41 protein-coding genes are annotated in these 26,631 nt (G+C 46.9%); all 41 read right to left on the reverse strand.

Annotated features, from left to right (window positions below; genetic code table 11):
- Positions 1-111: 111 nt before the first annotated feature.
- The 41 genes from FD07_RS09650 to rpsL all read right to left on the reverse strand — a co-directional run bounded on the left by FD07_RS09650 (position 112) and on the right by rpsL (position 26,309).
- The gene (locus FD07_RS09650) at positions 112-774 is read right to left on the reverse strand and encodes a potassium channel family protein (protein ID WP_020090115.1); all 663 of its coding nucleotides are present in this window, start codon (positions 772-774) and stop codon (positions 112-114) included.
- A 12-nt stretch (positions 775-786) separates the two neighbouring features.
- Positions 787-2,148: a TrkH family potassium uptake protein gene (locus FD07_RS09655; RefSeq protein ID WP_027826029.1), complete on the reverse strand. Its 1,362-nt coding sequence runs from the start codon at positions 2,146-2,148 to the stop codon at positions 787-789.
- Positions 2,149-2,401: 253 nt separating this feature from the next.
- Positions 2,402-2,794 carry a 30S ribosomal protein S9 gene (rpsI, locus tag FD07_RS09660; protein WP_020090117.1) on the reverse strand — a complete coding sequence of 131 codons (393 nt, stop codon included), beginning with the start codon at positions 2,792-2,794 and terminating at the stop codon, positions 2,402-2,404.
- 13 nt (positions 2,795-2,807) lie between these two features.
- Positions 2,808-3,251, reverse strand: a complete 444-nt coding sequence (rplM, locus tag FD07_RS09665; RefSeq protein WP_020090118.1) for a 50S ribosomal protein L13 — start codon at positions 3,249-3,251, stop codon at positions 2,808-2,810.
- Positions 3,252-3,391: 140 nt separating this feature from the next.
- Positions 3,392-4,189, reverse strand: coding sequence for a tRNA pseudouridine(38-40) synthase TruA (truA, locus tag FD07_RS09670; RefSeq protein ID WP_020090119.1), 798 nt, complete (start codon positions 4,187-4,189; stop codon positions 3,392-3,394).
- Between the two features lie 8 nt (positions 4,190-4,197).
- Positions 4,198-4,998 (reverse strand): energy-coupling factor transporter transmembrane component T family protein, encoded by an 801-nt coding sequence (locus FD07_RS09675; RefSeq protein WP_020090120.1) that lies wholly within the window; start codon positions 4,996-4,998, stop codon positions 4,198-4,200.
- Positions 4,991-5,863, reverse strand: a complete 873-nt coding sequence (locus FD07_RS09680) for an energy-coupling factor ABC transporter ATP-binding protein (protein WP_020090121.1) — start codon at positions 5,861-5,863, stop codon at positions 4,991-4,993. The genes FD07_RS09675 and FD07_RS09680 overlap by 8 nt, the downstream gene beginning before the upstream one ends.
- Positions 5,839-6,678: an energy-coupling factor ABC transporter ATP-binding protein gene (locus FD07_RS09685; RefSeq protein ID WP_020090122.1), complete on the reverse strand. Its 840-nt coding sequence runs from the start codon at positions 6,676-6,678 to the stop codon at positions 5,839-5,841. The genes FD07_RS09680 and FD07_RS09685 overlap by 25 nt, the downstream gene beginning before the upstream one ends.
- Before the next feature lie 356 nt (positions 6,679-7,034).
- Positions 7,035-7,418, reverse strand: coding sequence for a 50S ribosomal protein L17 (gene rplQ / locus FD07_RS09690; protein WP_020090123.1), 384 nt, complete (start codon positions 7,416-7,418; stop codon positions 7,035-7,037).
- Between the two features lie 27 nt (positions 7,419-7,445).
- The gene (locus FD07_RS09695; RefSeq protein WP_020090124.1) at positions 7,446-8,396 is read right to left on the reverse strand and encodes a DNA-directed RNA polymerase subunit alpha; all 951 of its coding nucleotides are present in this window, start codon (positions 8,394-8,396) and stop codon (positions 7,446-7,448) included.
- An 87-nt stretch (positions 8,397-8,483) separates the two neighbouring features.
- On the reverse strand, positions 8,484-8,873 hold the full coding sequence (gene rpsK / locus FD07_RS09700) for a 30S ribosomal protein S11 (RefSeq protein WP_020090125.1): 390 nt from the start codon (positions 8,871-8,873) through the stop codon (positions 8,484-8,486).
- A gap of 17 nt (positions 8,874-8,890) precedes the next feature.
- On the reverse strand, positions 8,891-9,256 hold the full coding sequence (rpsM, locus tag FD07_RS09705) for a 30S ribosomal protein S13 (RefSeq protein WP_020090126.1): 366 nt from the start codon (positions 9,254-9,256) through the stop codon (positions 8,891-8,893).
- 26 nt (positions 9,257-9,282) lie between these two features.
- Entirely contained in the window at positions 9,283-9,402 is a 120-nt protein-coding gene (gene rpmJ, locus FD07_RS09710) for a 50S ribosomal protein L36 (protein ID WP_011668476.1), read from the reverse strand.
- A gap of 29 nt (positions 9,403-9,431) precedes the next feature.
- Positions 9,432-9,650 carry a translation initiation factor IF-1 gene (infA, locus tag FD07_RS09715; protein ID WP_011668477.1) on the reverse strand — a complete coding sequence of 73 codons (219 nt, stop codon included), beginning with the start codon at positions 9,648-9,650 and terminating at the stop codon, positions 9,432-9,434.
- A 163-nt stretch (positions 9,651-9,813) separates the two neighbouring features.
- Positions 9,814-10,464, reverse strand: coding sequence for an adenylate kinase (locus FD07_RS09720; protein ID WP_027826030.1), 651 nt, complete (start codon positions 10,462-10,464; stop codon positions 9,814-9,816).
- Positions 10,465-10,557: 93 nt separating this feature from the next.
- Positions 10,558-11,889: a preprotein translocase subunit SecY gene (gene secY, locus FD07_RS09725; RefSeq protein WP_020090128.1), complete on the reverse strand. Its 1,332-nt coding sequence runs from the start codon at positions 11,887-11,889 to the stop codon at positions 10,558-10,560.
- Complete coding sequence (gene rplO, locus FD07_RS09730) at positions 11,889-12,323, reverse strand: 50S ribosomal protein L15 (protein WP_020090129.1); 435 nt, start codon at positions 12,321-12,323, stop codon at positions 11,889-11,891. The genes secY and rplO overlap by 1 nt, the downstream gene beginning before the upstream one ends.
- Positions 12,324-12,358: 35 nt before the next feature.
- Entirely contained in the window at positions 12,359-12,541 is a 183-nt protein-coding gene (gene rpmD, locus FD07_RS09735) for a 50S ribosomal protein L30 (RefSeq protein WP_020090130.1), read from the reverse strand.
- A gap of 14 nt (positions 12,542-12,555) precedes the next feature.
- Positions 12,556-13,059, reverse strand: a complete 504-nt coding sequence (rpsE, locus tag FD07_RS09740; RefSeq protein WP_020090131.1) for a 30S ribosomal protein S5 — start codon at positions 13,057-13,059, stop codon at positions 12,556-12,558.
- A gap of 22 nt (positions 13,060-13,081) precedes the next feature.
- Complete coding sequence (gene rplR, locus FD07_RS09745; RefSeq protein ID WP_027826031.1) at positions 13,082-13,447, reverse strand: 50S ribosomal protein L18; 366 nt, start codon at positions 13,445-13,447, stop codon at positions 13,082-13,084.
- A 38-nt stretch (positions 13,448-13,485) separates the two neighbouring features.
- Positions 13,486-14,022, reverse strand: coding sequence for a 50S ribosomal protein L6 (gene rplF / locus FD07_RS09750; protein ID WP_020090133.1), 537 nt, complete (start codon positions 14,020-14,022; stop codon positions 13,486-13,488).
- 30 nt (positions 14,023-14,052) lie between these two features.
- Positions 14,053-14,451, reverse strand: a complete 399-nt coding sequence (gene rpsH / locus FD07_RS09755; RefSeq protein ID WP_020090134.1) for a 30S ribosomal protein S8 — start codon at positions 14,449-14,451, stop codon at positions 14,053-14,055.
- A gap of 33 nt (positions 14,452-14,484) precedes the next feature.
- Entirely contained in the window at positions 14,485-14,670 is a 186-nt protein-coding gene (locus tag FD07_RS12180) for a type Z 30S ribosomal protein S14 (protein ID WP_081624603.1), read from the reverse strand.
- Positions 14,671-14,689: 19 nt separating this feature from the next.
- Complete coding sequence (rplE, locus tag FD07_RS09760; RefSeq protein ID WP_020090135.1) at positions 14,690-15,232, reverse strand: 50S ribosomal protein L5; 543 nt, start codon at positions 15,230-15,232, stop codon at positions 14,690-14,692.
- Between the two features lie 25 nt (positions 15,233-15,257).
- On the reverse strand, positions 15,258-15,569 hold the full coding sequence (gene rplX, locus FD07_RS09765; protein ID WP_020090136.1) for a 50S ribosomal protein L24: 312 nt from the start codon (positions 15,567-15,569) through the stop codon (positions 15,258-15,260).
- A gap of 36 nt (positions 15,570-15,605) precedes the next feature.
- Entirely contained in the window at positions 15,606-15,974 is a 369-nt protein-coding gene (rplN, locus tag FD07_RS09770; RefSeq protein WP_020090137.1) for a 50S ribosomal protein L14, read from the reverse strand.
- A gap of 50 nt (positions 15,975-16,024) precedes the next feature.
- A complete protein-coding gene (gene rpsQ / locus FD07_RS09775) occupies positions 16,025-16,291 on the reverse strand; it encodes a 30S ribosomal protein S17 (RefSeq protein ID WP_020090138.1) in 267 nt (88 codons plus the stop codon).
- Between the two features lie 28 nt (positions 16,292-16,319).
- Complete coding sequence (gene rpmC, locus FD07_RS09780; protein ID WP_020090139.1) at positions 16,320-16,514, reverse strand: 50S ribosomal protein L29; 195 nt, start codon at positions 16,512-16,514, stop codon at positions 16,320-16,322.
- On the reverse strand, positions 16,504-16,938 hold the full coding sequence (gene rplP, locus FD07_RS09785; protein ID WP_020090140.1) for a 50S ribosomal protein L16: 435 nt from the start codon (positions 16,936-16,938) through the stop codon (positions 16,504-16,506). The genes rpmC and rplP overlap by 11 nt, the downstream gene beginning before the upstream one ends.
- A gap of 1 nt (position 16,939) precedes the next feature.
- A complete protein-coding gene (gene rpsC, locus FD07_RS09790) occupies positions 16,940-17,599 on the reverse strand; it encodes a 30S ribosomal protein S3 (protein ID WP_020090141.1) in 660 nt (219 codons plus the stop codon).
- A gap of 3 nt (positions 17,600-17,602) precedes the next feature.
- Positions 17,603-17,959, reverse strand: a complete 357-nt coding sequence (gene rplV, locus FD07_RS09795; protein ID WP_020090142.1) for a 50S ribosomal protein L22 — start codon at positions 17,957-17,959, stop codon at positions 17,603-17,605.
- Between the two features lie 16 nt (positions 17,960-17,975).
- Positions 17,976-18,251 carry a 30S ribosomal protein S19 gene (rpsS, locus tag FD07_RS09800; protein WP_020090143.1) on the reverse strand — a complete coding sequence of 92 codons (276 nt, stop codon included), beginning with the start codon at positions 18,249-18,251 and terminating at the stop codon, positions 17,976-17,978.
- A gap of 78 nt (positions 18,252-18,329) precedes the next feature.
- Positions 18,330-19,178 carry a 50S ribosomal protein L2 gene (gene rplB / locus FD07_RS09805; RefSeq protein ID WP_020090144.1) on the reverse strand — a complete coding sequence of 283 codons (849 nt, stop codon included), beginning with the start codon at positions 19,176-19,178 and terminating at the stop codon, positions 18,330-18,332.
- A 26-nt stretch (positions 19,179-19,204) separates the two neighbouring features.
- Complete coding sequence (rplW, locus tag FD07_RS09810; protein WP_020090145.1) at positions 19,205-19,492, reverse strand: 50S ribosomal protein L23; 288 nt, start codon at positions 19,490-19,492, stop codon at positions 19,205-19,207.
- On the reverse strand, positions 19,492-20,115 hold the full coding sequence (rplD, locus tag FD07_RS09815; protein WP_020090146.1) for a 50S ribosomal protein L4: 624 nt from the start codon (positions 20,113-20,115) through the stop codon (positions 19,492-19,494). The genes rplW and rplD overlap by 1 nt, the downstream gene beginning before the upstream one ends.
- Positions 20,116-20,136: 21 nt before the next feature.
- Complete coding sequence (rplC, locus tag FD07_RS09820) at positions 20,137-20,787, reverse strand: 50S ribosomal protein L3 (protein ID WP_020090147.1); 651 nt, start codon at positions 20,785-20,787, stop codon at positions 20,137-20,139.
- A gap of 38 nt (positions 20,788-20,825) precedes the next feature.
- Positions 20,826-21,134 carry a 30S ribosomal protein S10 gene (rpsJ, locus tag FD07_RS09825; RefSeq protein ID WP_003638059.1) on the reverse strand — a complete coding sequence of 103 codons (309 nt, stop codon included), beginning with the start codon at positions 21,132-21,134 and terminating at the stop codon, positions 20,826-20,828.
- Between the two features lie 397 nt (positions 21,135-21,531).
- Positions 21,532-22,860 (reverse strand): MATE family efflux transporter, encoded by a 1,329-nt coding sequence (locus tag FD07_RS09830; RefSeq protein WP_020090148.1) that lies wholly within the window; start codon positions 22,858-22,860, stop codon positions 21,532-21,534.
- A 202-nt stretch (positions 22,861-23,062) separates the two neighbouring features.
- Positions 23,063-25,162: an elongation factor G gene (gene fusA / locus FD07_RS09835; RefSeq protein WP_020090149.1), complete on the reverse strand. Its 2,100-nt coding sequence runs from the start codon at positions 25,160-25,162 to the stop codon at positions 23,063-23,065.
- A 190-nt stretch (positions 25,163-25,352) separates the two neighbouring features.
- Positions 25,353-25,823: a 30S ribosomal protein S7 gene (gene rpsG / locus FD07_RS09840; protein ID WP_020090150.1), complete on the reverse strand. Its 471-nt coding sequence runs from the start codon at positions 25,821-25,823 to the stop codon at positions 25,353-25,355.
- A gap of 72 nt (positions 25,824-25,895) precedes the next feature.
- Entirely contained in the window at positions 25,896-26,309 is a 414-nt protein-coding gene (gene rpsL / locus FD07_RS09845; protein WP_020090151.1) for a 30S ribosomal protein S12, read from the reverse strand.
- Positions 26,310-26,631 lie beyond the last annotated feature (322 nt).

A 26,631-nucleotide genomic window follows, 5' to 3' on the forward strand; every position in this document is an offset into this window, starting at 1 on the left:
GACGGTCAGTTATTAGGTGCTTACACCAATCCCGCCACAACGGGATTTCAAAAACAATTTGACTTAGTCCTTGTGCATCTCGAAAACTTTGCTATAGTCAGGAGCTAAGCCCTACTTCTTCAGCGCCTCGTCCAACGCCTCAACGTGTTCAATCGGACCGACCACCGTCAACACATCATGCAGCATCACCATATCGGTTGGCTGCGGAGAGATGTTAATCTTCTGATCATGTTGAATTGCAATGATTGTCAGGTCAAATCGTTTCCTCAGATTCAATTGAATCAAGTTCTGATTCACAAACGTTGGGTCGGTAATGACCACCTCCGCCAACGTGTATTTATCACTCAGATCAATGAAATTCAGGATGTGGTTAGACAACAACTTGCGAACAATACTGTGCCCCATATCACGCTCAGGGAAAATCACCTGGTCGGCCCCCACTCGCTTCAACACCCGGCCGTGGTCGCTGGTTTCAGCCTTCGCAATCACCTTCTCGGCTCCCAGTTCCTTGGCTAACATCGTCGTTAGAATACTAGCTTCCATGTTGTTCCCGATACCCACGATCACGTAATCGAAGGTGTCAATGTTGAGCTCGCGCAAAACCTCTTCATCCCGAGTATCGGCGACCAACGTCTGCGTGGCAATTTCCGTCATCTCATTAACGGGCTGCTCTTGAACATCGACTGCCAAGACATCTTGGTGGGTCTCCGCCAGCGTTTCCACAACACTTTGTCCAAATCGGCCGAGGCCTAACACTGCAAAACTTTTTTTCATCGTTCAGACTCCTTAACCAATTAAAATATTTTCTTCAGGGTAACGAATCAGGTTCTTCTTAACCTGACGCCGTGACAACGTATAGAGCGTCGTGAAGATACCGACCCGCCCGATGAACATCAGCAGCATGATCACGCATTTACCAATCACCGTTAGATGCGGTGTCAGGCCCAAACTCAGCCCAACGGTCCCGAACGCTGACAAAACTTCAAACACAATGTATTCCAAGCCAAAGTTTTGGGGAATCTTTTCCGTTTGAGTCAGCACCAACGTTGCTAGCGCAATAACCACGCTGGCCATAAAAATCAGGAGCAAAGCCCGACTCACATTAGCTTGACTGAACCGCCGATGTGCGAACTCCGCATCGCGCTTGCCCCGCAGCTGTGAAATACTTTGAATCATCAGCACGCCAAACGTCGTCGTTTTGATCCCCCCAGCAGTTGATCCAGGCGTCCCACCAATAAACATCAGAATCATAATCAGAAAAACACTACCGGGATGTAAGCCATCCGTCGGTAAGGACACCAGACCGGCCGTCCGCGGTGTCACACTCAGAAACAGCGTGTTCACGGTACGATTGATCCATGACGTCCCCTTGGGTAACCAACTTAAATCACGTTCAGTGACCAGTAAAATCAAGAACCCCACCACAAACAGTGACACGGTCGTGACCAACGTCAACTTCGAATTTAGCGTCAGGCGTTTCCGCTCGTGGTAGAGCAAAAGATCGCGCCAGACCAGAAAACCGAGACCCCCAGCAACAATCAAGATTGTCGTCACCAACAACATGTAAGAATCGTTACGAAAACCCATCAGACTGTTTCCAAAGACATCGAAGCCGGCATTGCAAAATGACATAACCGAATGAAACAGAGATATGTAAATGCCCTGCGACCACCCAAAACGTGGCACAAAGTCGAAAGCGAAGAGAATCATTCCCACAATCTGGAACAACGCGGACAACCCAATGACGTAACGAGTCACGCTCTTGGTATCGTGCAAGTGCTCCAGGTTCAACGACTCCTTTACCATCAGTTGGGTCGATAAGTTCAAGTGACGCCGCATGATGTTAAACAACAGAACGGTGAACGTCATATAACCTAATGCACCAATCTCGGTCATCACCATGATGGCAACCTGGCCAAACGGTGTCCACGTCTCCGCCGTATTGACTACCGTCAGTCCGGTGATACAAGTTGCCGAAGTTGCCGTAAACAACGCATTAATAAATGACACGGTATGCCCATAGGTTGCGACCGGCAAGCTCAAAAAGATGGTTCCCAACGCGATGATCAAAATAAACCCCATTACCATTTTCTTAGATAATGTATTTAGAAATAAATCATAAAATTTAGAATGTCGAATTTTTTCCATGTTTGCCCTGCCTCGTATCAGTATCCATTCCCTCAGTCTAAGACAACCACTGCGGGAAAACAACACCTAAATTGCTGGTCATTGAATCCTTTTTTCGTGCACGACAATCCCGTTCGCCCAGCGTGATTCAAGAAGGATTGCGACGGAACTCGGTCTGTACGTTGTCGTTTCAAACCCCATCTCATGGCATTACATCCAAACAAAAAATCCCCACCATAATGGTGAGGATTTCCCAATTGATAATATCGAAATATTAACGCTTGGAGAATTGTGAAGCCTTACGTGCCTTCTTGAGACCTGGCTTCTTCCGTTCCTTCATACGAGCGTCACGAGTCAAAAGACCCGCACGCTTCAATGGGCCACGGAAATCTGGATCTACATCGAGCAATGCCCGAGCGATTCCGTGACGAGTTGCGCCGGCTTGACCGGAGAACCCACCACCGCGAACAGTAACTAATGCATCATAGTTACCGAGAGTTTCCGTAACGTTGAATGGTTGTAAAACAACTTCACGAATACTTGCGAATGGAATGTAATCTTCGATTGCCTTGTTGTTCATAACAATCTTACCTGAGCCGGGTACTAAGCGTACACGTGCAGAGGAGTTTTTACGACGGCCAGTGCCGCGATATTGAACTTGTGCCAATTTGGTTTCCTCCTTAGATTAGGTTAGTAATGTCTAATACTTCTGGCTTTTGTGCTTCGTGCTTGTGGTCTTCACCAGCGTACACGTGAAGCTTCAATGCCATGTGGTGACCTAAGGAGTTCTTAGGGAGCATACCTTGAACAGAAGTTTCGATCAGTTTTTCTGGGTTTTGATCCCGGAAGTTACCAGCAGTCCGTGACTTCAAGCCACCAGCGAAACCAGTATGGTGGTAGTAAATCTTGTCGGTAGCCTTACGGCCAGTTAAAGCGACTTTTTCAGCGTTGATGACGATTACGTTATCACCAGTGTCCACGTTAGGGGTGAACGTTGGCTTGTTCTTACCACGTAATACAGAAGCAACGACTGAAGCAAGACGACCTAAGCTAACATCAGTTGCGTCAACAATGTACCATTTACGGTCAACATCGTTGGGTTTTGCCATATAAGTTGTACGCACGTTAAATTCCTCCATAAATCTGTGTTTGTCTGACACCAAGTAAACTTTCCGGGGCTTATCGTGGGGCAAACAATACCAACAACCATAATACAAAGTTTTCACCATAAAGTCAATGATTGTTTAGCCCCTTAGCCGAAATTTCACCGCTGATGTTGCGGTAATTTCGTTGGATGCGCCGGATCCTCTCCCTGATAGTAGACATGTTTCAAGTATAAACCCGCGGCTGGCACCGTTCTACGAGCCTGTCGACGGTCTTTAACTTCATAAAGTCGCAAAATATCATGAACCGGTCGGGTGCCGGCACCAATTTCAATCAGCACGCCAACCATAATTCGAACCTGATTATACATGAAGCCATTACCATAGAATTCGAAGACCAATTCATCATTGGCTTCATCAATATGGCACGTTGCCTCATAAATGGTCCGTACAAACGTCCGGGTCTGGGCTCCAGACGCCACGAAGCTGGTAAAATCGTGTTCTCCGACCAAGTCGCCTAGGGCCTGGTTAATCTTACCCAAATCCACTGGAAACTTCCAGTGCCCCGTATAATTGCGTTTAAACGGATTCCGGAATTCACCTAGATCCATCCGATACAAATAGCGTTTCCCAGAGACATCATACCGCGCATGGAAAGTTTCCACCACCTCTTCGACCTTTAAGACCTCCATATCCATCGGTAACATGCTGTTTAAGCCCTTGCGCATGTTCTCCGCGGGAATGATGAAGGGAAAGTCGAAATGGGCCACCTGAGCCAATGCGTGGACCCCTGCATCGGTTCGCCCAGAACCATAGATCACGATGGCCGGTGTCGGGTTCTTAGCCATCTTATTGACGACCTTAGTCAAGACGCTTTCAACCGTCCGTTTGTGCGGCTGCCGCTGAAAACCAGCGAAGTCGGTTCCATCATACATAAAAGTTACCTTGTAACGTTGCATGTTTCCTCCTACCAACGACGAGTAGCTAAAATGGCAGCAAACGCCACCACAAAAATAATCCACGTAATCGTATCTCGTCGTTGCCAAGTTAAAATACGATACTGACTGCGATGCTCACTGTCCTGATACCCACGGGCTTCCATGGCCGTCGACAAGTCCTCTGCCCGATTAAAGGCACTCATGAATAATGGCACCATCAAAGGAATGAGCGATTTGGCCTGCTTCAACAAGCCCCCCTCGCCAAAGTCCACGCCGCGGGCACGCTGCGCATTCATGATCTTATTGGCCTCATCCATCAGTGTAGGCACGAAGCGCAAAGCAATCGACAACATCATCGCTAATGTGTCGACTGGAACGCGAACCCACCGTAAAGGTTTCATTAATGAGGCTAGGCCAGTCGCAATGTCCAATGGCTGTGTCGACAACGTCAATAGTGTCGACATCATGATGATCAGCAGGAAGCGAATAAAAATATACCCGGAATTAACGAGGCCAAACTGCGTAATATTCACAAATGCCCAGTGAAAATACACGTGACCGCCAACGGGGCTGAACAGCAGCTGTAAGACCACGGTGAAGACGATCAACCAGATCAACGGGCGAATCCCCTTCAGAAAGAAACCTAAACTAATCTTTGAAGCCAGGATTGCTCCCAAGGTAAACGCAATAATGATCAGGTAGCTCACGGGGTTGTTAGCCATGAAGACCAGCCCAATGTAGCAGAAACTCAGCAGTAACTTCGCTCGGGGATCCAAGCGATGGACCACCGAATTAAGTGGTAGATAGCGGCCAAAGATAAAGTTAGACATGTGTGCCCCCCTTTCGTGGCCACCGCGCGGCGAGTTGATCCGCCAGTTGGTCGGCCGTCAAGGGTAATGCGTCCCACGCCAAGCCCCGATTGGCCAGTCGCTGGGCAACCTGAGCTGCTTGGGGCATATCCAATTGGTTCTCCCGCAACCATTTCTCGCTGCTGAAGACCTCTGCTGGCGTACCAAACTTGACCAACCGACCGTCGCGCATCACAGCAACTTGCTCGGCGTATTGCACCACGTCTTCCATCTGATGGGTCACGAGGACAATCGCCAAGCCCTGTTCACGGTGAAGCCGCTCAAACAAGGTCATCATTTCTTGACGACCTTGGGGGTCTAACCCGGCCGTCGGTTCATCGAGGATCAAGACCTTGGGACGCATTGCCAGAACGCCGGCAATCGCGACCCGCCGCATCTGGCCACCAGAGAGCTCAAATGGTGACCGCTCGGCGTAACTACTATCTAGTCCGACCGTCTGCAGCATGGCATCGGCCAATTTATTAGCGTCAGCCTCAGCCATCCCAAAGTTTTTAGGGCCAAACGCGATATCTTGCCGCACGGTTTCCTCAAACAATTGATTCTCAGGAAATTGAAAAACCATGCCGACGTGTTGCCGCAACGGTTTCAGGTCAGCGTTAGTGGTCTTGGGCGTAATCGTAAAATTATCCACGGTAATTTCACCAGCCGTGGGTTTAAGTAAGGCATTAAGCTGTTGAATCAGCGTAGATTTTCCACTCCCGGTGTGCCCAATGATGGCTAAATAACCATGGTCGGGCACCGCAAAAGAAACATCACTGACCGCGGAGGTAGCCATGGGGGTTCCCGCTTGATACGTGTAACTTACGTGTTCGAAAGAGATTGCCACAGCCATTCCTCCATTTCTGCGGCACCCTGATAGTCGGCTGGGGGTTCGATGCCCCGTTGCCGCAACGCCGCCTTTAATTTTTCCGTAAAGGGCAGGTCCAGACCGAGTTCAACGAGGCGCTCGCCCTGTGCAAAAATAGTAGCTGGAGCGGCCTCATCAACCAGTTGACCATCATCGATCACCAATACCCGGTCGGCAATGGTGGCCTCATCGATGTCATGTGTGATTGAGATAACGGTTAAATGCTGCGTCTGCCGCAACTCGCGGACCAGCGCCAACATCTCACGCCGTCCCTGAGGATCCAACATGCTGGTTGCTTCATCAAGAATCAACACATCTGGCGCAATGGCAACGATACCAGCCAACGCCACCCGCTGCTTCTGTCCCCCAGACAAAGAGCTCGGTTCGCGCTGGGCAAACTCACTCATCCCAACACGCGCAATGGCCGCCTTAACGCGCGGCAACATTTCCGTACGAGGCATTTGCCGATTCTCCAGGCCAAAGGCAACATCGTCTTCAACGGTCGCTCCCACAAATTGATTATCGGGATTTTGGAAAATCATGCCAATCTTTTCACGGACTTGCCACACCGTCTCCGGGGTCAATTGGATTCCTCCCACCGTAATCTCACCAGTCGTGAACGGTAACAGGCCATCTAACGACTTGGCTAGCGTGGATTTCCCACTCCCGTTATGCCCAACAATTGCGAGCCACTCACCGGCATGGACGGTAAAACTAACGTCATTTAGTGCAGGTCGCGGATCATCCGCTTGGTAACGGTAGGTCAGATGTTTAACTTCAATTATATTTTCCATCTGCGCTATTGATTCTCCTTACGAAAAAAGTCACCGCTAATTATACCAAATATTCCGATGATACCGAAGAGTTGTGCCTAAGCTTTCAAAATTTTATTTGCCTTGGCCTGAGTTATATTGGCAACGCTGATTTCCATCTCTCAGTAAACCGTTTCCGGCGCCCAAATAAAAAAGTGTATAAAAAAATCACTAACAAACCAGCGGCGCTGAGGCGTTTGCCCCCATTCAAGCTAGACTCGGAAAGATTTCCCCATCATCGTAGCGCTCTATACCACATGGTTCTAGTGATTAATTTAAAACATATCGGTATCACGTTTATGGACGTGATCACTCCATGAATCGCAGTCTAGTAAAGACTAGTCAACGAATTCCAAGATAGCCATAGCGGCACCATCACCGCGACGAGGCATCGTCTTTAAGATACGCGTGTAACCACCGTTACGGTCGGCGTACTTAGGTGCTAATTCGCTGAATACCTTTTGCAATGCGCTGGTAACGACAACATCATCGCCGTCTTCCTTAACATCTGCAACCACGTTACGGATGAACGCAGCAGCTTGACGACGTGCGTGCAAGTCGCCTTGCTTACCTAAGGTAATCATTTGGTCAGCCGTTTTCCGAACTTCTTTAGCGCGTGCTTCAGTCGTTTCGATGCGGCCGTTTAAAATTAAACTGGTAGTCAAATCGCGTAATAAGGCACGACGTTGAGAACTAGTCCGTTGTAATTTACGGTAACTCATAAGAAACCCTCCTTTGAGTGTCTAAAATTAGTCTTCCTTCCGAAGTGACAAACCTAAGTCAGCTAACTTAGCCTTAACTTCTTCAAGGGACTTGCGACCCAAGTTACGAACCTTCATCATGTCTGCTTCAGTCTTATTAGTCAATTCTTGGACCGTGTTGATACCAGCACGCTTCAAGCAGTTGTAAGAACGAACGGATAAGTCAAGCTCTTCGATGGTCATCTCAAGCATCTTTTCCTTATGCGTTTCTTCTTTTTCAACCATGATTTCCGCATTCTTAGCTTCGTCGGTCAAGTCGACAAACATAGCCAGATGTTCGGTTAAGATCTTAGCAGCCAATGCAATGGCTTCGCTTGGATTAATTGAACCGTTTGTCCAAACATCCAGGGTCAATTTATCGTAGTCAGCCCGTTGGCCAACCCGTGCATTCTCTACTTGGTAGTTAACCCGTTCGATTGGGGTGTAAATGGAATCAACAGCTAAGACACCAATTGGCATTTCCGTGTTCTGAGCTTTGTGCTCGTCAGCAGAAACATAGCCACGGCCCTTATCCGCAGTCATCCGCATATGGAACGTTGCCCCATCGGCAACCGTAGCAATGTACAGATCTGGGTTTAAGACATCAACGTCGGCACCCGCAACAATATCACCGGCAGTGATTTGTGCTGGACCTTTAACGTTAATTTCCATGGTTTCCTCTTGATCGTCAGAACCGTTGAGCTTCAACGCAATCTTCTTAACATTTAAGATGATCTGCGTGACATCTTCAACCACACCTTCAACCGTCGAAAATTCATGTAAAACCCCGTCGATTTGAATGCTGGTAACAGCTGCACCAGGTAATGATGAAAGCAAGATCCGCCGTAATGAGTTGCCAAGCGTTGTCCCGTAACCACGTTCTAACGGTTCAACAACAAACTTACCGTAGTTGCTACTTTCGTCAATTTTATGAATGTTAGGCTTTTCAAATTCAATCATTCTTATCGTTTACCCCTTTCAAACCGCGTTGAGCTCCTATAAGTCAATCCCATCATGAAGGTTGCCCTCATTAATGAAACGCTCACGTTAAACCCGACGGCGCTTTGGAGGACGAGTCCCATTATGAGGCACTGGCGTAACATCGCGAATAGCGGTGACTTCGATACCAGCAGCTTGGATGGCCCGGATAGCAGCTTCACGTCCTGAACCAGGACCCTTAACAGCAACTTCAACGGACTTAATACCATGTTCTTGTGATGCTTTAGCAGCGGCTTCAGCAGCCATTTGAGCAGCAAATGGTGTTGATTTCCGACTACCCTTGAAACCTAAGGCACCAGCTGATGACCAGGCAATGGCGTTACCTTGAACGTCAGTGATCATAACTAATGTGTTGTTAAACGTAGCATGAATGTGTGCAACACCGGCTTCAATATTCTTCTTGACCCGACGCTTGCGACTAGTTTTTCTAGTAGCCATAAAGTGTTAACCCTCCTTTACTTCTTCTTACCGGCAACGGAAACGGCTTTACCCTTCCGAGTGCGGGCGTTGTTCTTGGTGTGTTGGCCGCGAACAGGTAAACCGCGACGGTGACGCATACCACGGTAAGAACCGATTTCTTGCAAGTTCTTGATGTTCAGGCTAACTTCACGACGTAAGTCACCTTCGACCTTGTACTTGTCGACTTCGGCACGAACCTTGTCTTCTTGATCAGGTGTCAAATCGCGAACCCGAACGTCTTCTGCGACACCAGCATCCGCAACAATCTTGTGTGCGGTGTTGATACCAATACCAAAAATGTAAGTCAAACCATAAGCGATTTTCTTATCACGTGGTAAATCCACTCCAGCAATACGTGGCATTAAATGTGCACCTCCTATAAATTGAATTACTTACCCTGGCGTTGTTTATGCTTAGGGTTGGCTGAGCAAATAACCATTACTCGACCCTTACGCTTGATAACCTTGCAGTGTTCGCACATTGGCTTAACTGATGGTCTTACTTTCATGAATATCCCTCCTACATCTGTCCAGGCGGTTACTTGAAACGATAAGTAATCCGGCCTTTAGACAAGTCATACGGTGACATTTCAACAGTTACTCGGTCACCGGGCAGAATACGGATGTAATGCATCCGAATCTTACCGGAGACATGAGCGAGAATCTCATGACCGTTTTCTAATTCGACCCGAAACATTGCGTTAGGCAATGTTTCGGTAACTTTACCTTCGACTTCGATGACATCGCTTTTCGCCACGAAAGTACCTCCCTTATAATTGCGTGTAAAATACACGTAAAAGCAGCAGGAGCAAGGATGTTGCTCCCGCCTAGCACCTGTGAATTGCGACAGCGCGCCATTTACAGGCTAAACCTGAATAAGTCTACCATAATTCTTGCCACTTAGCAAGAACTTAGTAAATCTAGAGGTTCTTCAAGATCTTTTCAATGTCGACGTAGACATCATCGATAGCCCGGTCACCATCAACCGTAAAGAGCAGACCCTTCTTGGTGTAATAATCAACTAATGGCGTGTTAGCCTTAAGGTTAACTGCCAAGCGATTCTTCACCGTTTCAGGTTTGTCATCTTCCCGTTGGTAGAAATCATGGCCACCACAAACATCACAAGTGCCTTCAACCTTAGGGTTGTTGTACAGTTTATGATAAGTAGCGCCACAAGTCCGGCAGATGTACCGGCCAGAAAGGCGTTCTACCAAGACATCAGGTTCAACGTGAATATTGATCACGGCATTGATGGCCCGATCAAGTTCAGGACCAAAGCTATCTAAAGCTTCAGCCTGAACAATGGAACGGGGGAACCCATCCAACATGAATCCTGCCTTAGTATCGTCTTGAGCTAAGCGATCCCGAACGATGCCATTCGTGACTTCATCCGGTACCAATTCACCTTTGTCGATGAACTTCTTAGCTGCCAAGCCCATTTCGGTTTCGTTCTTCATCGCTTCACGGAAGATGTCTCCCGTAGAAATGTGCGGTAAGTGGAACTCATCGATAATCTTTTGAGCTTGGGTCCCTTTACCGGCACCCGGTAAGCCCATGAGGATTAAATTCATTGCTGTCATGTTCGTTCTCCTTATTTCAAAATTATTAGCCTGAAATACACAAGCAGGTGTGCCAATTAGATCAACACACCCGCTGGAAACTCATTAAGCTGGTTCTGGACCTTGAGGGCCATTTGACGACCCTTGAATAAAGCCGACGTATTCGCGCTTCATCATCAATCCGTCTACCTGACGCATGGTTTCGATAGCCACACCAACGACGATTAAGAGGCTGGTACCACCTAAACCAATTGACTCATCTAAGTCCCAAAGATTTTGGGCTAACAACGGAATTAAGGAAATGAATCCAAGGAAGAGTGACCCAACAGTGCTGAGTCGCATCAACAAACTGGAAACGTATGACTGCGTTTCGTGACCAGGCCAAACACCAGGAATGTAGCTTCCCTGCTTTTGCAGGTTCTCAGACAACTTTTCTGGGTTAACTTGAACGAACGCATAGAAGAACGTGAACACAATGATCAGAACGGTGTACAGAATGGCACCATCAAAGGTTTGCATGTTGAAAAGGTTCGTCATGGTTTGGTACCAAGCATCTTGCGAATGCGTGTTTTGGAATGCCATCAAAATAGTTTGAGGCGTTGCAATAAACGAACTTGCGAAGATAACTGGGATAACCCCAGCCACGTTAACCTTTAATGGAAGGTAACTGGAATCTGGCGAACCAGAAACCCGACGCGTGTATTGCATTGGAACCCGCCGTTCGGCCTGTTGAACCCACGTCGTAAACGTGATAATCAACAATACCAAAACAACTAATCCTAATACGAAGAGCACGCTCTTCCACATGTCACCAGTTGCGATGTCAACGAAGTAATCTTTGTAGAGTTTGTAGACGGCAGTTGGGGTCCGGGCAATGATACCTGCGAAGATAATCATTGAAATCCCGTTACCTAACCCACGATCGGTAATCATATCACCCATCCAAGTGGTCAACATGGTCCCACCAGTCAGGATTAACCCGATTGAGAGGTATGTTGCGACACTAGGATTTTGCACCAATTTCATTGAGCTAAGCGCACTGAAACCGGCAGTGATCCCGATCGACTGAACGAAAGCCAAGGCAATCGCTAAGTAGCGAGTGGCTTGGTTTAACTTCCGCCGTCCAACGTCCCCTTGCTTACTCCATTCAACGAAGCGCGGAACGATGTCCATCTGTAGCAATTGAATAACGATTTGTGCAGTGATGTAAGGTGAAACCCCCATCGCGAAGATGGAATAGTTGGTTAACCCACCACCACTGAAGGTATCTAAAATACTAACTAACCCAGAAGACGCAACGCTTTGAAGTGCCTTCGCGTTAATGCCGGGGACAGTAATATAGGTACCCAACCGAAAGACAATCAAAACCAGAAGAGTAAAGAGAATCTTTTTACGAATATCTTTAATCTTAAAAGCGTTTTTTAAGCTTGTGAGCATTAAATCACCTCAGTCTTACCACCAGCAGCTTCGATAGCTTCGGCAGCTGACTTGGAGAACTTAGCGGCCTTGACCGTCAACTTCTTCGTTACTTCACCGTTGCCTAAGATCTTAATACCGGCCTTTTCGTTCTTCACGATGCCAGCTTCAACCAAGGCAGCTGGAGTAACTTCAGCACCATCATCAAAGACGTTCAAAGCGGATAAGTTTACGACAGCAAATTCCTTACGGTTAATGTTGGTAAACCCACGCTTTGGAATACGACGGTACAGTGGCATTTGGCCACCTTCAAAACCCAAACGGGTCTTGCTACGAGCCTTTTGACCTTTTTGGCCACGACCAGCAGTCTTACCGTTACCAGATGAATCACCACGACCAACCCGGTTACGAACCTTCCGTGAGCCTTCAGCAGGTTTTAATTCGTTCAACTTCATGCTATTGCGCACCTCCTTATAAAATGAAATGAGTACTACTTAACTTCTTCAACTTTAATCAAATGTGCGATTTGGAAAAGCGCACCGCGAGTTGCTTCGTTGTCTGGTTGAACAACCGTGCTGTTCACACGGTTCAAACCAAGAGCAGCCACGATCTTCCGCTGTTTAGGGAGGCGGTGTGCAACACTATGAATTAAAGTAACTTTTAATTGAGCCATTTTAATACCCCTCCTTATTCAGCTAAGTGTTGAAGAGAGACACCACGGAGAGCGGCAACTTCTTCAGCACGCTTCAACTCAGCAAGGCCAGCAAAAGTGGCACGAACTGCGTTAACTGGCGTGTTAGAGCCAAGACGCTTTGAAGTAACATCAGCAACACCGGCTAATTCCATGACGGAACGAACGGCACCACCGGCAGTAACTCCAGAACCTTCAGCAGCAGGCTTGAGTAAGATCTTACCCCCACCATAAAGACCGAGTGCTTCGTGAGGAATGGTAGTTCCCACGATTGGAACTTCGATCAAGTTCTTACGAGCGGCTTCAACAGCCTTACGGATAGCTTCTGGGACTTCTTGTGCTTTACCAGTACCAAAGCCAACGTGACCGTTCTTATCGCCGACAATTACAAGTGCTGAGAACCGAAGACGACGGCCACCTTTAACAACTTTGGTGATCCGGTTGATAGCAACAACGTTGTCTTCAAGTTCTAACTTGTCGGGATCAATAAATTTTGCCATGTGTGGTTATTCCTCCTTACTGTTAAAATTCCAGCCCGTTTTCACGAGCAGCTTCTGCCAATGCTTGAACACGGCCATGGTACAAGTACCCACCACGATCAAACACGACGTTGCCAATCTTCTTTTCGACAGCGCGCTTAGCAACTAAAACACCAACAGCCTTAGCTTGGTCAGTCTTGTTGTCGCCAGACACTTCGCTATCTAACGTTGAGGCACTAACAAGCGTGACACCCGCTACGTCATCAATGACTTGAGCGTAGATGTTTTTGTTAGAGCGGAAAACGTTTAAGCGTGGGCGTTCTGCAGTTCCAGAAATTTTGTTCCGGACACGCGTATGACGCTTTTGACGTGTCTTGTTCTTATCTGGTTTTGTAATCAAAATAGTCACCTCTTTGTAGAATTATCAGCAATTAAGCTGCGTTACTGTTACTTACCAGTCTTACCTTCACGAATCCGAACGTATTCGTTTTCGTAACGGATACCCTTACCCTTGTAAGGTTCTGGTGAACGAACGGCACGGATTTCGGCGGCAAAGTCACCGACTTCTTGCTTGCTGATACCAGAAATGTTGATGGTCGTGTTATCAGGAACCTTAACTTCCAAGGTTTCTGGAATTGCCATTTCAACAGGGTTGGAGTAACCAACGCTCAATACCAAAGTCTTACCCTTAGCTTGAACACGGTAACCAACACCGACCAGCTTCAAAGTCTTAGCGAAACCATTAACAACACCTTGAACCATGTTGTTTAAGTTAGCACGCTGAGTACCGTGAAGTGCACGGGTCTTGTTGTTGTTGTCTGGACGGTCAAAATCAACCGCACCGTCACTAATTTTCATGGTGATGATGTCAGAGAAAGTCCGGGTTAAAGAACCTTTAGGACCTTTGACAGTAACTTGATCACCATCGCGTTTTACGTCAACGCCGGCTGGGACGTCGACAGTTTTATAACCAATACGACTCACTGTAAGGCACCTCCTATCTTCTTAAAAGTATTACCAAATGTAGGCGAGAACTTCGCCACCGATTTTCTTGGCACGCGCTTCTTTATCAGTAACGACCCCTTCTGAGGTTGAGATGATAGCGATACCTAAACCGTTTAATACCTTTGGTACATCGTCGGCCTTAACGTATGAACGTAAGCCGGGCTTGGAAATACGCTTCAAACCACTGATAACACGTTGGTTATCCTTACCGTACTTGAGGAATACGCGGATGATACCTTGTTTGTCATCATCGATGTATTCAACATTACGGATGAAACCTTCGCGCTTCAGGATTTCAGCGATGTCGCGTTTAATTTTAGATGCAGGTACTTCGAGCGATTCGTGACGCACCATGTTGGCGTTACGGATCCGCGTCAAGAAGTCTGCAATAGGATCAGTCATGGACATTAACGTTTACCCTCCCTTTGTTTAAAATTCGTTTTACCAGCTAGCCTTCTTCATACCAGGAATTTGACCCTTGTGGGCAAGTTCGCGCAGGCAGATACGGCAAAGGTGGAACTTTTGATAAACAGAGTGTGGACGTCCACAACGTTCGCAACGAGTATATTCTTGTGTAGAGAACTTCGCAGGACGCTTGTTCTTAGCAATTTGTGATTTCTTAGCCAATTTGTGTGAACCTCCTTAATTAGTGTGAGAACGGCATACCGAATTGAGTCAGCAATTCGCGTGACTCTTCATCAGTGTTAGCCGTTGTAACGATAACAATGTCCAAACCACGAACACGGTTAACGTTATCAAAGTTGATTTCTGGGAAGATCAATTGTTCCTTGATCCCCAAAGTGTAGTTACCACGGCCATCAAAGGCACGAGAACTAACACCATGGAAGTCACGAACACGTGGCAATGACACGTTGATCAACTTATCCAGGAATTCGTACATCCGGTCCCCACGAAGGGTAACCTTTGCACCGATTGACATACCTTCACGAAGACGGAAGGTTGCGATTGACTTCTTGGCCTTAGTAACCAATGGCTTTTGACCAGAAATCAAACCAAGTTCTTCAACGGCTTCGTCGAGGTTCTTAGCGTTGGTAACAGCATCACCAACACCCATGTTCAAAACGATCTTTTCGATCTTCGGCGTTTGCATAACAGAGCTGTAGCTGAATTTTTCCACCAATGATGGGGTAATTTCATTAACGAACTTTTCTTTTAAACGAGCTGACATGAAATTATGTTCCTCCTTTCAGTGATTATTTGTCGATGGTTTCGCCGGACTTCTTAGAGAACCGGACTTTGTGACCATCTTCAACACGAACGCCAAGCCGGGTTGGTTCGTTGTTCGAAGGATCAATAAGCATAACGTTGGATGCGTGAATTGGTGCTTCAATATCAATAATTCCGCCTTGGGGATTAGTTTGAGAAGCTTTTTGGTGCTTCTTAATCATATTGACGCCTTTAACGATCACGCGGTTCTTAGCATTAAGGACTTTGGAAACAGTACCTTCCTTGCCTTTATCCTTGCCAGCGATCACGCGGACCTTGTCACCAGTTTTAATAAGCATTCCTGTGGGCACCTCCTTGTTTAACATGATTCTTGATTACAGTACTTCGGGTGCTAATGAGATAATCTTCATGAAGTCGTTGTCACGTAATTCACGTGCAACTGGTCCAAAGATCCGAGTCCCTTGTGGGCTCTTGTCGTCTTTAATCAGCACAGCAGCATTTTCATCAAAACCGATGTAAGAACCATCATTACGACGTACACGAGACTTCGTACGAACAACAACAGCCTTGACTACATCACCTTTTTTGACAACGCCACCTGGTGTTGCTTGTTTGACAGTAGCAACGATGACATCACCGATTCCGGCATAGCGACGTTTTGAGCCACCCAGAACCTTGATAGTCAGGATTTCCCGGGCGCCGGAATTGTCGGCGACCTTTAAGCGACTTTCTTGTTGGATCACAGCTAGTGTCCTCCCTTCAGATCTAGTTCAGAATACGATAAAAACGACACCTAAATGATTACTGCTTTTTCAACAATGTCGACTAAGCGGAACCGCTTGGTAGCAGATAATGGACGAGTTTCCATGATTTCAACAATATCGCCGGTTTGGGCTTCGTTATTTTCGTCATGTGCCTTGTACTTCTTGGAGTACTTGACACGCTTGCCATATCTTGCATCCGTCTTCGTCGTTTCTACAACGACAGTGATCGTCTTGTCCATTTTGTCAGACACGACACGACCACGGTAAACCTTGCGGTTATTACGTGCATCACTCATGTATTAGTGACCTCCTTCTTATCGTATTCTACTTGTTCAGTTCTTGTTGGCGAAGAGCGGTCTTAATCCGCGCAATGTTCTTGCGAACCTGCTTCAACCGTGCGGTGTTTTCCAATTGACCAGTAGCTAATTGGAAACGCAAGTTGAATAATTCGTCCTTGTAGCTCTTTTCTTTATCGAGCATTTCAGCAGTGGTTAATTCGTTGATTTCTTTAGTCTTCATTAGATTCGCCACCTACTTCCTCTCGAGATAAAACTTTAGTGCGAACGGGAAGCTTCATGGCTGCAAGACGTAATGCTTCGCGGGCAGTTTCTTCTGAAACGCCACCCACTTCAAACATAACCTTGCCACGCTTAACTGGGGCTACCCAGCCATCAGGCGTACCTTTACCATTACCCATCCGGACCCCAACACCTTTAGCAGTGTAGGATTTGTGAGGGAAAATCTTAATCCAAACTTTCCCACCACGCTTCATGTAACGTGTAATTGCAACACGGGCAGCTTCGATTTGACGGTTGGTAATCCACTTGGAATCCAACGCTTGCAAACCGTAGTCACCGAAAGCAACGCTCTTGCCACCCTTGGCTTCGCCACGTAGCTTACCACGGTGGACACGACGGAACTTTACTCGCTTAGGTACCAGCATGCTATTTCCCTCCTTGTCCGTTAGATTGTTTCTTTTCAGGCAGAATTTCGCCACGGTAGATCCAGGTCTTAACACCCAGAGAACCATAAGTGGTGTGAGCTTCTACCCAAGCGTAATCGATATCAGCACGTAACGTGTGCAGAGGAACCGTACCTTCAGCATAGCTTTCGACACGGGACATGTCAGCACCGTTTAAACGGCCTGATACTTGCGTCTTGATACCCTTGGCACCAGAACGCATGGTCCGTTGCATCGTTCCACGCATAGCGCGACGGAATGCAACACGACCTTCCAATTGACGGGCGATGTTTTCGCCGACCAATTTGGCATCCAGATCTGGCTTCTTGATTTCCACGATGTTGATGTGGACACGTTTGCCAGTTAAGTCGTTCAATTCCTTACGGAGATTTTCGACTTCTGAACCACCCTTACCAATAACCATACCTGGCTTGGCAGTGTGAATTGAGATATTGACGCGGTTTGCAGCCCGTTCAATCTCAACAGTTGAAACAGATGCGTCAACAAGACGCTTTTCAATAAACTTACGGATTTGAAGGTCTTCCTTCAGGTAAGCAGCGAAATCCTTTTCAGCATACCACTTTGCTTCCCAGTCGCGAATGATACCGACCCGTAATCCAGTTGGATTTACTTTTTGACCCACGCGTTATCCCTCCTTTTTTTCAGATACAACAACCGTAATGTGACTCGTACGCTTGTTGATTGGTGAAGCAGAGCCCTTGGCACGAGGACGGAACCGCTTAAGGGTTGCGCCTTCGTTCACGTAGGCTTCGCTAACAACTAAATCTTGACGATCTAAGTCAAAATTATTTTCTGCATTAGCAATTGCTGAGTTCAAAACCTTTGCCACAACCGGTGATGCTCCACGCGGTGTGAACTTTAAAATAGCGATCGCTTCAGCGACGCTCTTGCCGCGGATAAGATCGATGACAAGGCGGACTTTGCGAGCAGCAATCCGAACCGTCTTAGCAGTCGCTTGCGCTGATGTAACTTGTTCAGCCATTAGTTAATCCTCCTTATCAACGAGTTGTTTTGTCGTCGCTACCATGACCACGGAATGTCCGGGTTGGTACGAATTCGCCAAGCTTGTGGCCAACCATATCTTCTTGAATGTAAACTGGGACATGCTTCCGTCCATCATATACAGCAATGGTTAAACCAATAAAGCTAGGGAAAATAGTAGACCGGCGGGACCAGGTCTTAATGACGGCCTTCTTGTCTTGATCCTTCTGCGCATCAACTTTCTTTAATAAGTGCGCATCGGCGAAAGGTCCTTTTTTCAAACTACGACCCATTATGAAACCTCCTCTACTTGTGGCGCATCGCTACACGCGATGATCACCAGGTCTCTCGACATCCGAATAATCGGATGATTACATCTTAGAACCTTTACGACGACGTACGATGAACTTGTTGCTCTTGTTCTTCTTAGAACGCGTCTTCTTACCAACAGTCTTCTTACCCCATGGAGAAAGAGGAGATGGTAAACCAACAGGTGCTTTACCTTCACCACCACCATGTGGGTGATCGTTAGGGTTCATAACTGAACCACGAACGTGAGGACGTTGACCAGCCCAACGAGTACGGCCGGCTTTACCAACGTTAACCAGTTCATGTTCTTCGTTACCTACGGCACCGATAGTTGCACGGTTAACCTTCAGAACCATCCGAACTTCACCAGATGATAAACGAACTAACACGTACTTGTCATCGTTAGCTTTACCTAACAATTGTGCTGAAGTCCCAGCAGAACGGACCAATTGGCCACCCTTACCTGGCTTCAATTCGATGTTGTGAATAACAGTACCGAATGGAATGTTAGCTAATGGCAAAGCGTTACCAGTCTTGATATCAGCTTCTGGACCAGATTGAACCTTGTCGCCAACCTTTAAGCCCTTAGGAGCAATGATGTATGACTTGATACCGTCAGCGTAAACTAATAAGGCAATGTTAGCAGTCCGGTTAGGATCGTATTCGATAGCCTTAACAGTTGCAGGAACATCATCCTTAATACGCTTAAAGTCGATGATCCGGTATTGACGCTTGTTACCACCGCCACGATGACGGACAGTCATCTTACCAGCGTTGTTACGGCCGGCAGTATGGCTTTGTGAATCAAGCAATGACTTTTCAGGAGTCGTCTTTGTGATGACGTCTTTGTAAACCAAGCTCGTCATGTTACGACGACCATTGCTTGTTGGTTTGTATTTCTTAATCGCCACGTTATTTCCCTCCTATATCTGAGATTTTATTCTTCGTTGAATAACTTGATTTCTTTTGAGTCGGCAGATAAGCTGACAATGGCCTTACGACGCTTCTTAGTGTAGCCTTCGTAACGTCCTTGACGCTTCTTCTTACCTTTCAAGTTCATGATGTTGACTTTAACAACTTTAACGTCAAAGATGTCTTCAATAGCATGCTTGACTTGGGTCTTAGTTGCTCGTACATCAACGTCGAACGTGTAACGCTTGTCATCCATAGTTGCCATTGAGGCTTCAGTAACAACTGGACGTAAAATAATGTCACGTGCTTCCATTATGCGAGCACCTCCTCTACTTGAGAAAGAGCTGGTTGCGTGATCACTAACTTATCAGCATCAGCAATGTCGAGGACATTCAAGCTCTTGGCAGGAATAACCTTAACGTTGGCTAAGTTGCGGGCTGCTAAAGCAGCAGTAACGTTGTCGTCTTCAAGAACAACTAACGTCTTAGTCGTGACATTCAAACCAGCAAGCACTGAAGCAAATTCTTTCGTCTTAGGAGCATCAAATGCTAACCCGTCAACTACGACGAAGCTATCATCGAGAACCTTTTGTGAAAGAACAGACTTCAATGCTAAACGGCCGACCTTCTTAGGAAGGTGGTAACTGTAAGAACGAGGGGTAGGGCCAAAGACCACACCACCGCCAACCCATTGTGGTGAACGGATTGAACCTTGACGTGCCCGACCAGTACCCTTTTGACGCCATGGCTTCTTCCCACCACCACGAACGGCACTCCGGTTTTTAACGGCGTGAGTTCCTTGGCGAAGAGATGCCCGCTGCATCAAAATTGTGTCGAATACGACGCTTTCGTTAGGTTCAACACCGAAGATATCGGCATTCAAAGTAACGTCGCCGTTTTGGCTACCATCTTGTTTGTATAATGCTACGCTTGTCATTTAATTATCCTCCCTTCCTAATTAGTTTTCAGAATGCTTTGGGCGTGGTGGGCGAACAGCACTCTTAACAGTAACGAGTGACTTGTTGGCACCAGGCACATTGCCCTTAATCAACAGAACGTTGTTATCAACGTCAGCCTTAACGATCACAAGGTTTTGGATAGTAACTTGCTTGTTACCCATCCGACCTGGAAGCTTCATGCCAGGGAATACCCGGTTAATGATAGCACCCAGAGAACCTGGACGACGGTGGTAACGAGAACCATGGGCCATAGGGCCACGGCTTTGACCATCTTTATGAATGTTACCTTGGTATCCATGACCTTTAGTGACACCAGTGACATCAACGATGTCTCCTGCTTGGAAGGTATCAACTTTAACTTCGTCTGCTACCTTGTAATCTCCCAGCTCAACATCTCTGAATTCACGAATGAAGCGCTTAGGAGTCGTGTTTGCTTTTGCTACATGACCTTGTTCGGGCTTGTTGCTGAGTACTTCACGCTTGTCTTGGTAACCAAGTTGAATGGCATCGTAACCGTCGTTTTCCATCGTCTTAACTTGCAACACTACGTTTGGGGTTGCTTCGACAACAGTAACGGGGATTAATTCGCCAGCATCAGTGAAGACTTGCGTCATCCCGACCTTTTTCCCTAAGATTCCTTTTGTGGTCATGAGTACACCTCCGATTATATTGTATTTATTTTGAAAAATTATAACTTGATTTCGATGTCAACACCGCTAGGCAAGTCGAGCTTCATTAATGAGTCAACTGTCTTTGGCGTTGGGTTAACGATATCAATCAAACGCTTGTGCGTCCGCATTTCGAATTGTTCACGTGAGTCCTTAAACTTATGTGGTGAACGTAATACGGTGTAGATCGTCCGTTCAGTTGGTAATGGAATTGGACCAGAGATAGTGGCACCAGTTCTCTTAGCTGTTTCAACGATCTTGTCCGCTGATTGGTCGAGGATACGATGTTCGTAAGCCTTCAACCGAATCCGAATTTTTTGTTTTGCCATTGTGTTCCCTCCTTCGTCTATTTTAAAAATAAGACTAACTCCGTGGAAATTCCCGCCACACCCTCATGGCAAAGCGGCCGGGTGTGTCGCAATCTCCCACATCATCGCTTAAGCTTTGAGCTCTCCCCCGGGGGCATTAAAATACCCTCGGATTTACAGCACTTGACTATCATACTAAATAAAACGCCGTCTGACAAGGGTTTTCGTAGAATTAGTCAATCTTTTTTGTGAAATCGCTGACCAATTTGACACAGATCAATTCAACATAAATTTATTTGTGCCAAACCAGGCTTAAATTTACCAGCAACTTCTTCGAATAACTAGTTCAACCTGAACATGGCCTCATTACCCGCTATTGTGATAGCCACGGCCTCTCGCGACCATTTCGGCTACGTAATTAACGCAACTTCTTCCTATTAAATAGCACTCTTGCCAACAACCACCCGATTAGACAAGTGAGGACATCAGCAGCTGGTTGCGCCCAGATGATGCCGTGGTACCCCAGGAAATGTGCACCTAACACGATCATCAGGTAGAACACTACCCCCTGCCGCGCAATCGACATGATAAAGGCCCCACTGGCCTTCCCCGTACTCTGAAAGACCGTTGTATAGACGAGAACGGCTCCCACAAACGGCGTCGTCACCAGGAAGACCCGCAGCATATACGTTCCAGCACTGATAACTGCCTGATTATGTAGGAACAGACCAATGATCTGCGGCGCAAATATCATGAGGATCACCGCAAAGACCAGCGCATAGACGACTTCCACCATCAAATCGAAATGGAGAATCTTCTTGAAACGCTTCTGGTTATTCGCACCAAAGGTATACCCAATTAGTGGCTGCGCACCAAAGGCAAAGCCCACCATCACTAGCATGATAATCATATAGACTTTTAAGACGATCCCCATTGCGGCCACCCGGGTTGCCCCGTAGTCGACCAGGTAGCGATTCAAGACTGCCGTTCCAAATGCCTGCATCAGATTCGTGATTGAACCAGGAATCCCAATGAACAGAACCTGACGAATCAGCTGGCTATCAATCCGACTAAGCTTGATATCAATCGAAATGACCCGGCAGTAACGCTTTGTTAGGTACACTAGGAGTCCAGCCGAGACCGTGTAGCCAATCACTGTGGCTAGCGCCGCACCGGCAGCGCCTAACCCCATTGGGAAAATCAGCAACGGATCCAAGATGATCGTAATCACGGTTCCCACCATAGTGCCGACCATCGACTGTGTGGCGAAACCCTCCGTCCGAATCAGATTACCCGGAACAATCGAGACAATGATCGGCATCGCACCAATCGCCATGATCCGGTAGAACTGCTCAGCATAGGGATAAGTCGCCGTTGTAGCTCCCAGTAAATGTAAGATTGGCCGACTAAATCCCAAGAGAATGACCGTCGTCACCAGTCCGAGGACGACTGCCCCGTACAGGCAGAAACTACTGACCCGGCTCCCAGTGGCGTAGGCCTTTTCACCCAAAAGCCGTGAAATCAGCGAACTACCACCGAGACCAAAGATATCGCCAATCGCAATCAAGAAGGAAAACAACGGCGTACACAGCGCGACCCCGGCAACTAGATTCGTATTCTGCGTTTGGGAAACGAAGAAGGTATCAGCCAGATTATAAATCATGCTGGCTACCATACTCAACACAACGGGCAATGCAAGCTTAAAGTACGCTCGCGGAATCGGCGCCCGCTCAAATAACTCTTCCATAACTCACTCTCCTACTTAGCTTCAAACGCACGAGGATTATTATAACGCAAAGCACCACGTTCTGTCAGACCATGTTTTCTCGGCCTCTCTCCAGTTAAATCTGCTTGTCCCGCCACCCCCAGCGGTCACCATCAAAAATACTGGATAAAAAAAGCGCCTCACCATAACGGTGAGACGCTTTATTTTAGAGAATAACTAGACTCTAGTCTTCGACTGGAGTACCGCCATTCTTTTTGATAATATCAGCTTGAACACTCTTTGGCGTTGGTTCGTAGTGATCAAACGTCATGGTAAAGGTACCACGACCTTGTGATGCAGAACGTAACGTCGTAGCGTAACCGAACATTTCGGATAACGGTACGTAAGAGTGAATCATTTGTGCGTTCCCACGAGCTTCCATACCATCAACCTTACCACGACGAGCGGTAACTTGGCCCATGATATCACCCATGTATTCTTCAGGAACCAAGATATCAACCTTCATGATTGGTTCAAGAATAACGGGACCAGCACTTTGGACGGCCTTACGTAAAGCCAAGGAAGCGGCAACCTTGAAGGCTGCTTCACTAGAATCGACTTCATGGTAACTACCATCGTATAACTTGGCCTTAACATCAACCAATGGGTAACCGGCTAAGACACCGTTTGCCATGGCTTCTTGCAGACCTTGGTCAACTGAAGGGATAAATTCACGAGGAACAACCCCACCAACGATAGCGTCTTCGAATTCGTAACCCTTACCACGTTCGTTAGGGGTGAATTCGATCCAAACGTCACCATATTGACCTTTACCACCAGATTGACGAACAAACTTACCTTGGACCTTAGTTGACTTCGTGAAGGCTTCACGGTAGGCAACTTGAGGGGCACCAATGTTAGCTTCAACCTTGAATTCACGCTTCATCCGGTCGATGATGATATCCAAGTGAAGTTCACCCATCCCAGCGATCAGAGTTTCACCAGTTTCAGGGTTAGTTTCAGCCTTGAAAGTTGGGTCTTCTTCAGAAAGCTTTTGTAAGGCGTTGTTCATCTTATCTTGGTCAGCCTTCGTCTTTGGTTCAACGGCAACCTGGATCACAGGATCTGGGAAGTTCATTGATTCCAAATGTAATGGGTGATCAGGGTCAGTCAAAGAGTCACCAGTAGTGGTGTTCTTCAAACCAATGGCCCCGGCAATATCACCGGAGAAGACTTCTGGAATTTCTTGACGGTGATTTGAATGCATTTGCAGCAAACGACCAACACGTTCACGCTTGTCCTTCGTAGCGTTAAGTACGTAAGAACCAGATTCCAGAGTACCGGAGTAAACCCGGATGTAAGTCAAACGACCAACGAATGGGTCGGTAGCAACCTTGAATGCCAAGGCAGCAAATGGATCGTCATCGTTAGCACGTAAAGTAACGGCTTCGTCAGTGTCAGGAACAGTGGCGTTGTATGGCTTAACATCCAATGGAGATGGTAAGTAGTCCACAACGGCATCCATCAACATCTGAACACCCTTATCTTTGAAGGCAGAACCAGCAAAGACAGGGAACATGTCCAAACGTAAAGTGGCACGACGGATAGCAGCCTTTAATTCCTCTTTGGTGATTTCTTCACCTTCGAGGTACTTTTCCATGATTTCATCATCAACGTCAGCGACGCTTTCGATGATGCCTTCATGACGCTTCTTTGCTTCTTCAAGCATGTCGGCAGGAATTTCAACAGTGTCCCATGAGGAACCCAATTCATCCTTGTCGTAAACGTAGGCTTTCATTTCGATTAAGTCAACAACCCCACTGAATTCATCTTCAGCACCGATAGCCATTTGCAAAGCAACGGCATTGGCTTGAAGACGTTCGTGGATAGAGTTTACTGAGAAGTCGAAGTCGGCACCCAGCTTATCCATCTTGTTAACGAAAACGATACGAGGAACATCGAAGTCTGAGGCTTGACGCCAAACAGTTTCAGTTTGAGGTTCAACCCCGGCTTGACCATCTAAGACGGTAACGGCACCATCAAGCACACGCAGGGAACGTTCAACTTCAACAGTGAAGTCCACGTGTCCTGGCGTATCGATGATGTTGATCCGGTGTTCTTTCCATTCCGCAGTAGTAGCGGCGGAAGTAATCGTAATACCCCGTTCTTGTTCTTGTTCCATCCAGTCCATTTGTGAAGCCCCATCATGGGTTTCACCAATCTTGTGGATCTTACCAGTATAATACAGGATACGCTCAGTAGTCGTCGTCTTACCGGCATCAATATGAGCCATGATACCAATGTTACGAGTCTTCTCAAGCGGAAATTCACGAGTATTAGCCATGATTAATGTGTAACTCCTCTCAATTTGATCATAGGTTGATTGTGCCAAAAGGTGGCTACTATCATCACACTGATTAAGTAGCCACCTCTCGATTAAGGGAAAATCCCTTAAGCTAGAGACGAAGGTGTTATGCAGCACTCCGCTCTAACATTTTATCACACTGCTGGCAATGCAGCGCAATAGCTGCTTTTTACCAACGGTAGTGTGCGAAGGCACGGTTGGCATCAGCCATACGGTGCGTATCTTCACGCTTCTTAACAGCTGCACCCGTGTTGTTAGCAGCATCCATGATTTCACGCGCTAAGCGTTCAACCATGGTGTGTTCGCCACGTAAACGGGAGTATTGAACCATCCAACGCAGACCTAAAGTGGTCCGACGATCTGGACGAACTTCGATTGGAACTTGGTAGTTTGACCCACCAACACGCCGAGCCTTAACTTCCAAGACTGGCATTACGTTCTTCATTGCTTCTTCGAAGACTTCAACTGGATCGTTACCAGTTTCGTTCTTAATGATGTCGAAGGCACCATAAATGATTTTAGTAGAAGTACCACGTTTCCCATCCATCATCGTGTGGTTAATCAAACGAGTAACCAACTTTGAGTTGTAAATTGGATCAGGAAGGACTTCACGCTTTTGTACGTTTCCTTTTCTAGGCATTGTTAATATCCTCCTCGAATGTTGTTTCAGACTGCTTGACGGCAACCGTGCAAGTCAGTCCAATCAGTCATCTTAGTCCTTAGGCTTCTTTGTACCGTACTTGGACCGACTTTGACGACGGTCAGTAACACCGGCAGTATCGAGCGCACCACGGATGATGTGGTAACGAACCCCAGGTAAATCCTTTACCCGGCCACCACGGATCAAAACAACACTATGTTCTTGAAGGTTATGACCGATACCAGGAATGTAAGCAGTCACTTCAATTAAGTTTGATAACCGTACACGTGCATATTTCCGTAAAGCTGAGTTAGGCTTCTTTGGTGTCATGGTACCGACACGAGTAGCAACCCCACGCTTTTGTGGAGCTGGATTCTTAACTTGAGCTTTTTTGAAACTGTTATACCCGAAGTTTAAAGCTGGGGCATCTGATTTAGAACTTTTAGATTTACGACCTTTACGCACCAATTGGTTAATAGTAGGCATCTAAATAGTCCTCCTTTCCTATTCTTGAGTTTAGTCCACACATCCAGGTGGTTCATTTTCCTTTAAAGAAAAAAGCCACTCGGACGCGGGTTCAATTGAAGTGTCTCTCCCGCCGTCAGTCAGCATGTCCGGTAATGATTACCCGAGACCTGTCTGCGAAAAGCACCTTTAATAGAATACCACGCCAGAAAACTCATGTCAATGAAGGTTTTTGGCTTTCCCCACAAATATTTCGCCTTCTTTTACGTAGTTAAGAGTATAGGGGTGAAAAAATTGGTGATAATTATTCTATTTATATATGGCGAATTTTATAATCAAGTTA

It is taken from the genome of Levilactobacillus parabrevis ATCC 53295 (genome assembly GCF_001434055.1).
Taxonomy (GTDB): domain Bacteria; phylum Bacillota; class Bacilli; order Lactobacillales; family Lactobacillaceae; genus Levilactobacillus; species Levilactobacillus parabrevis.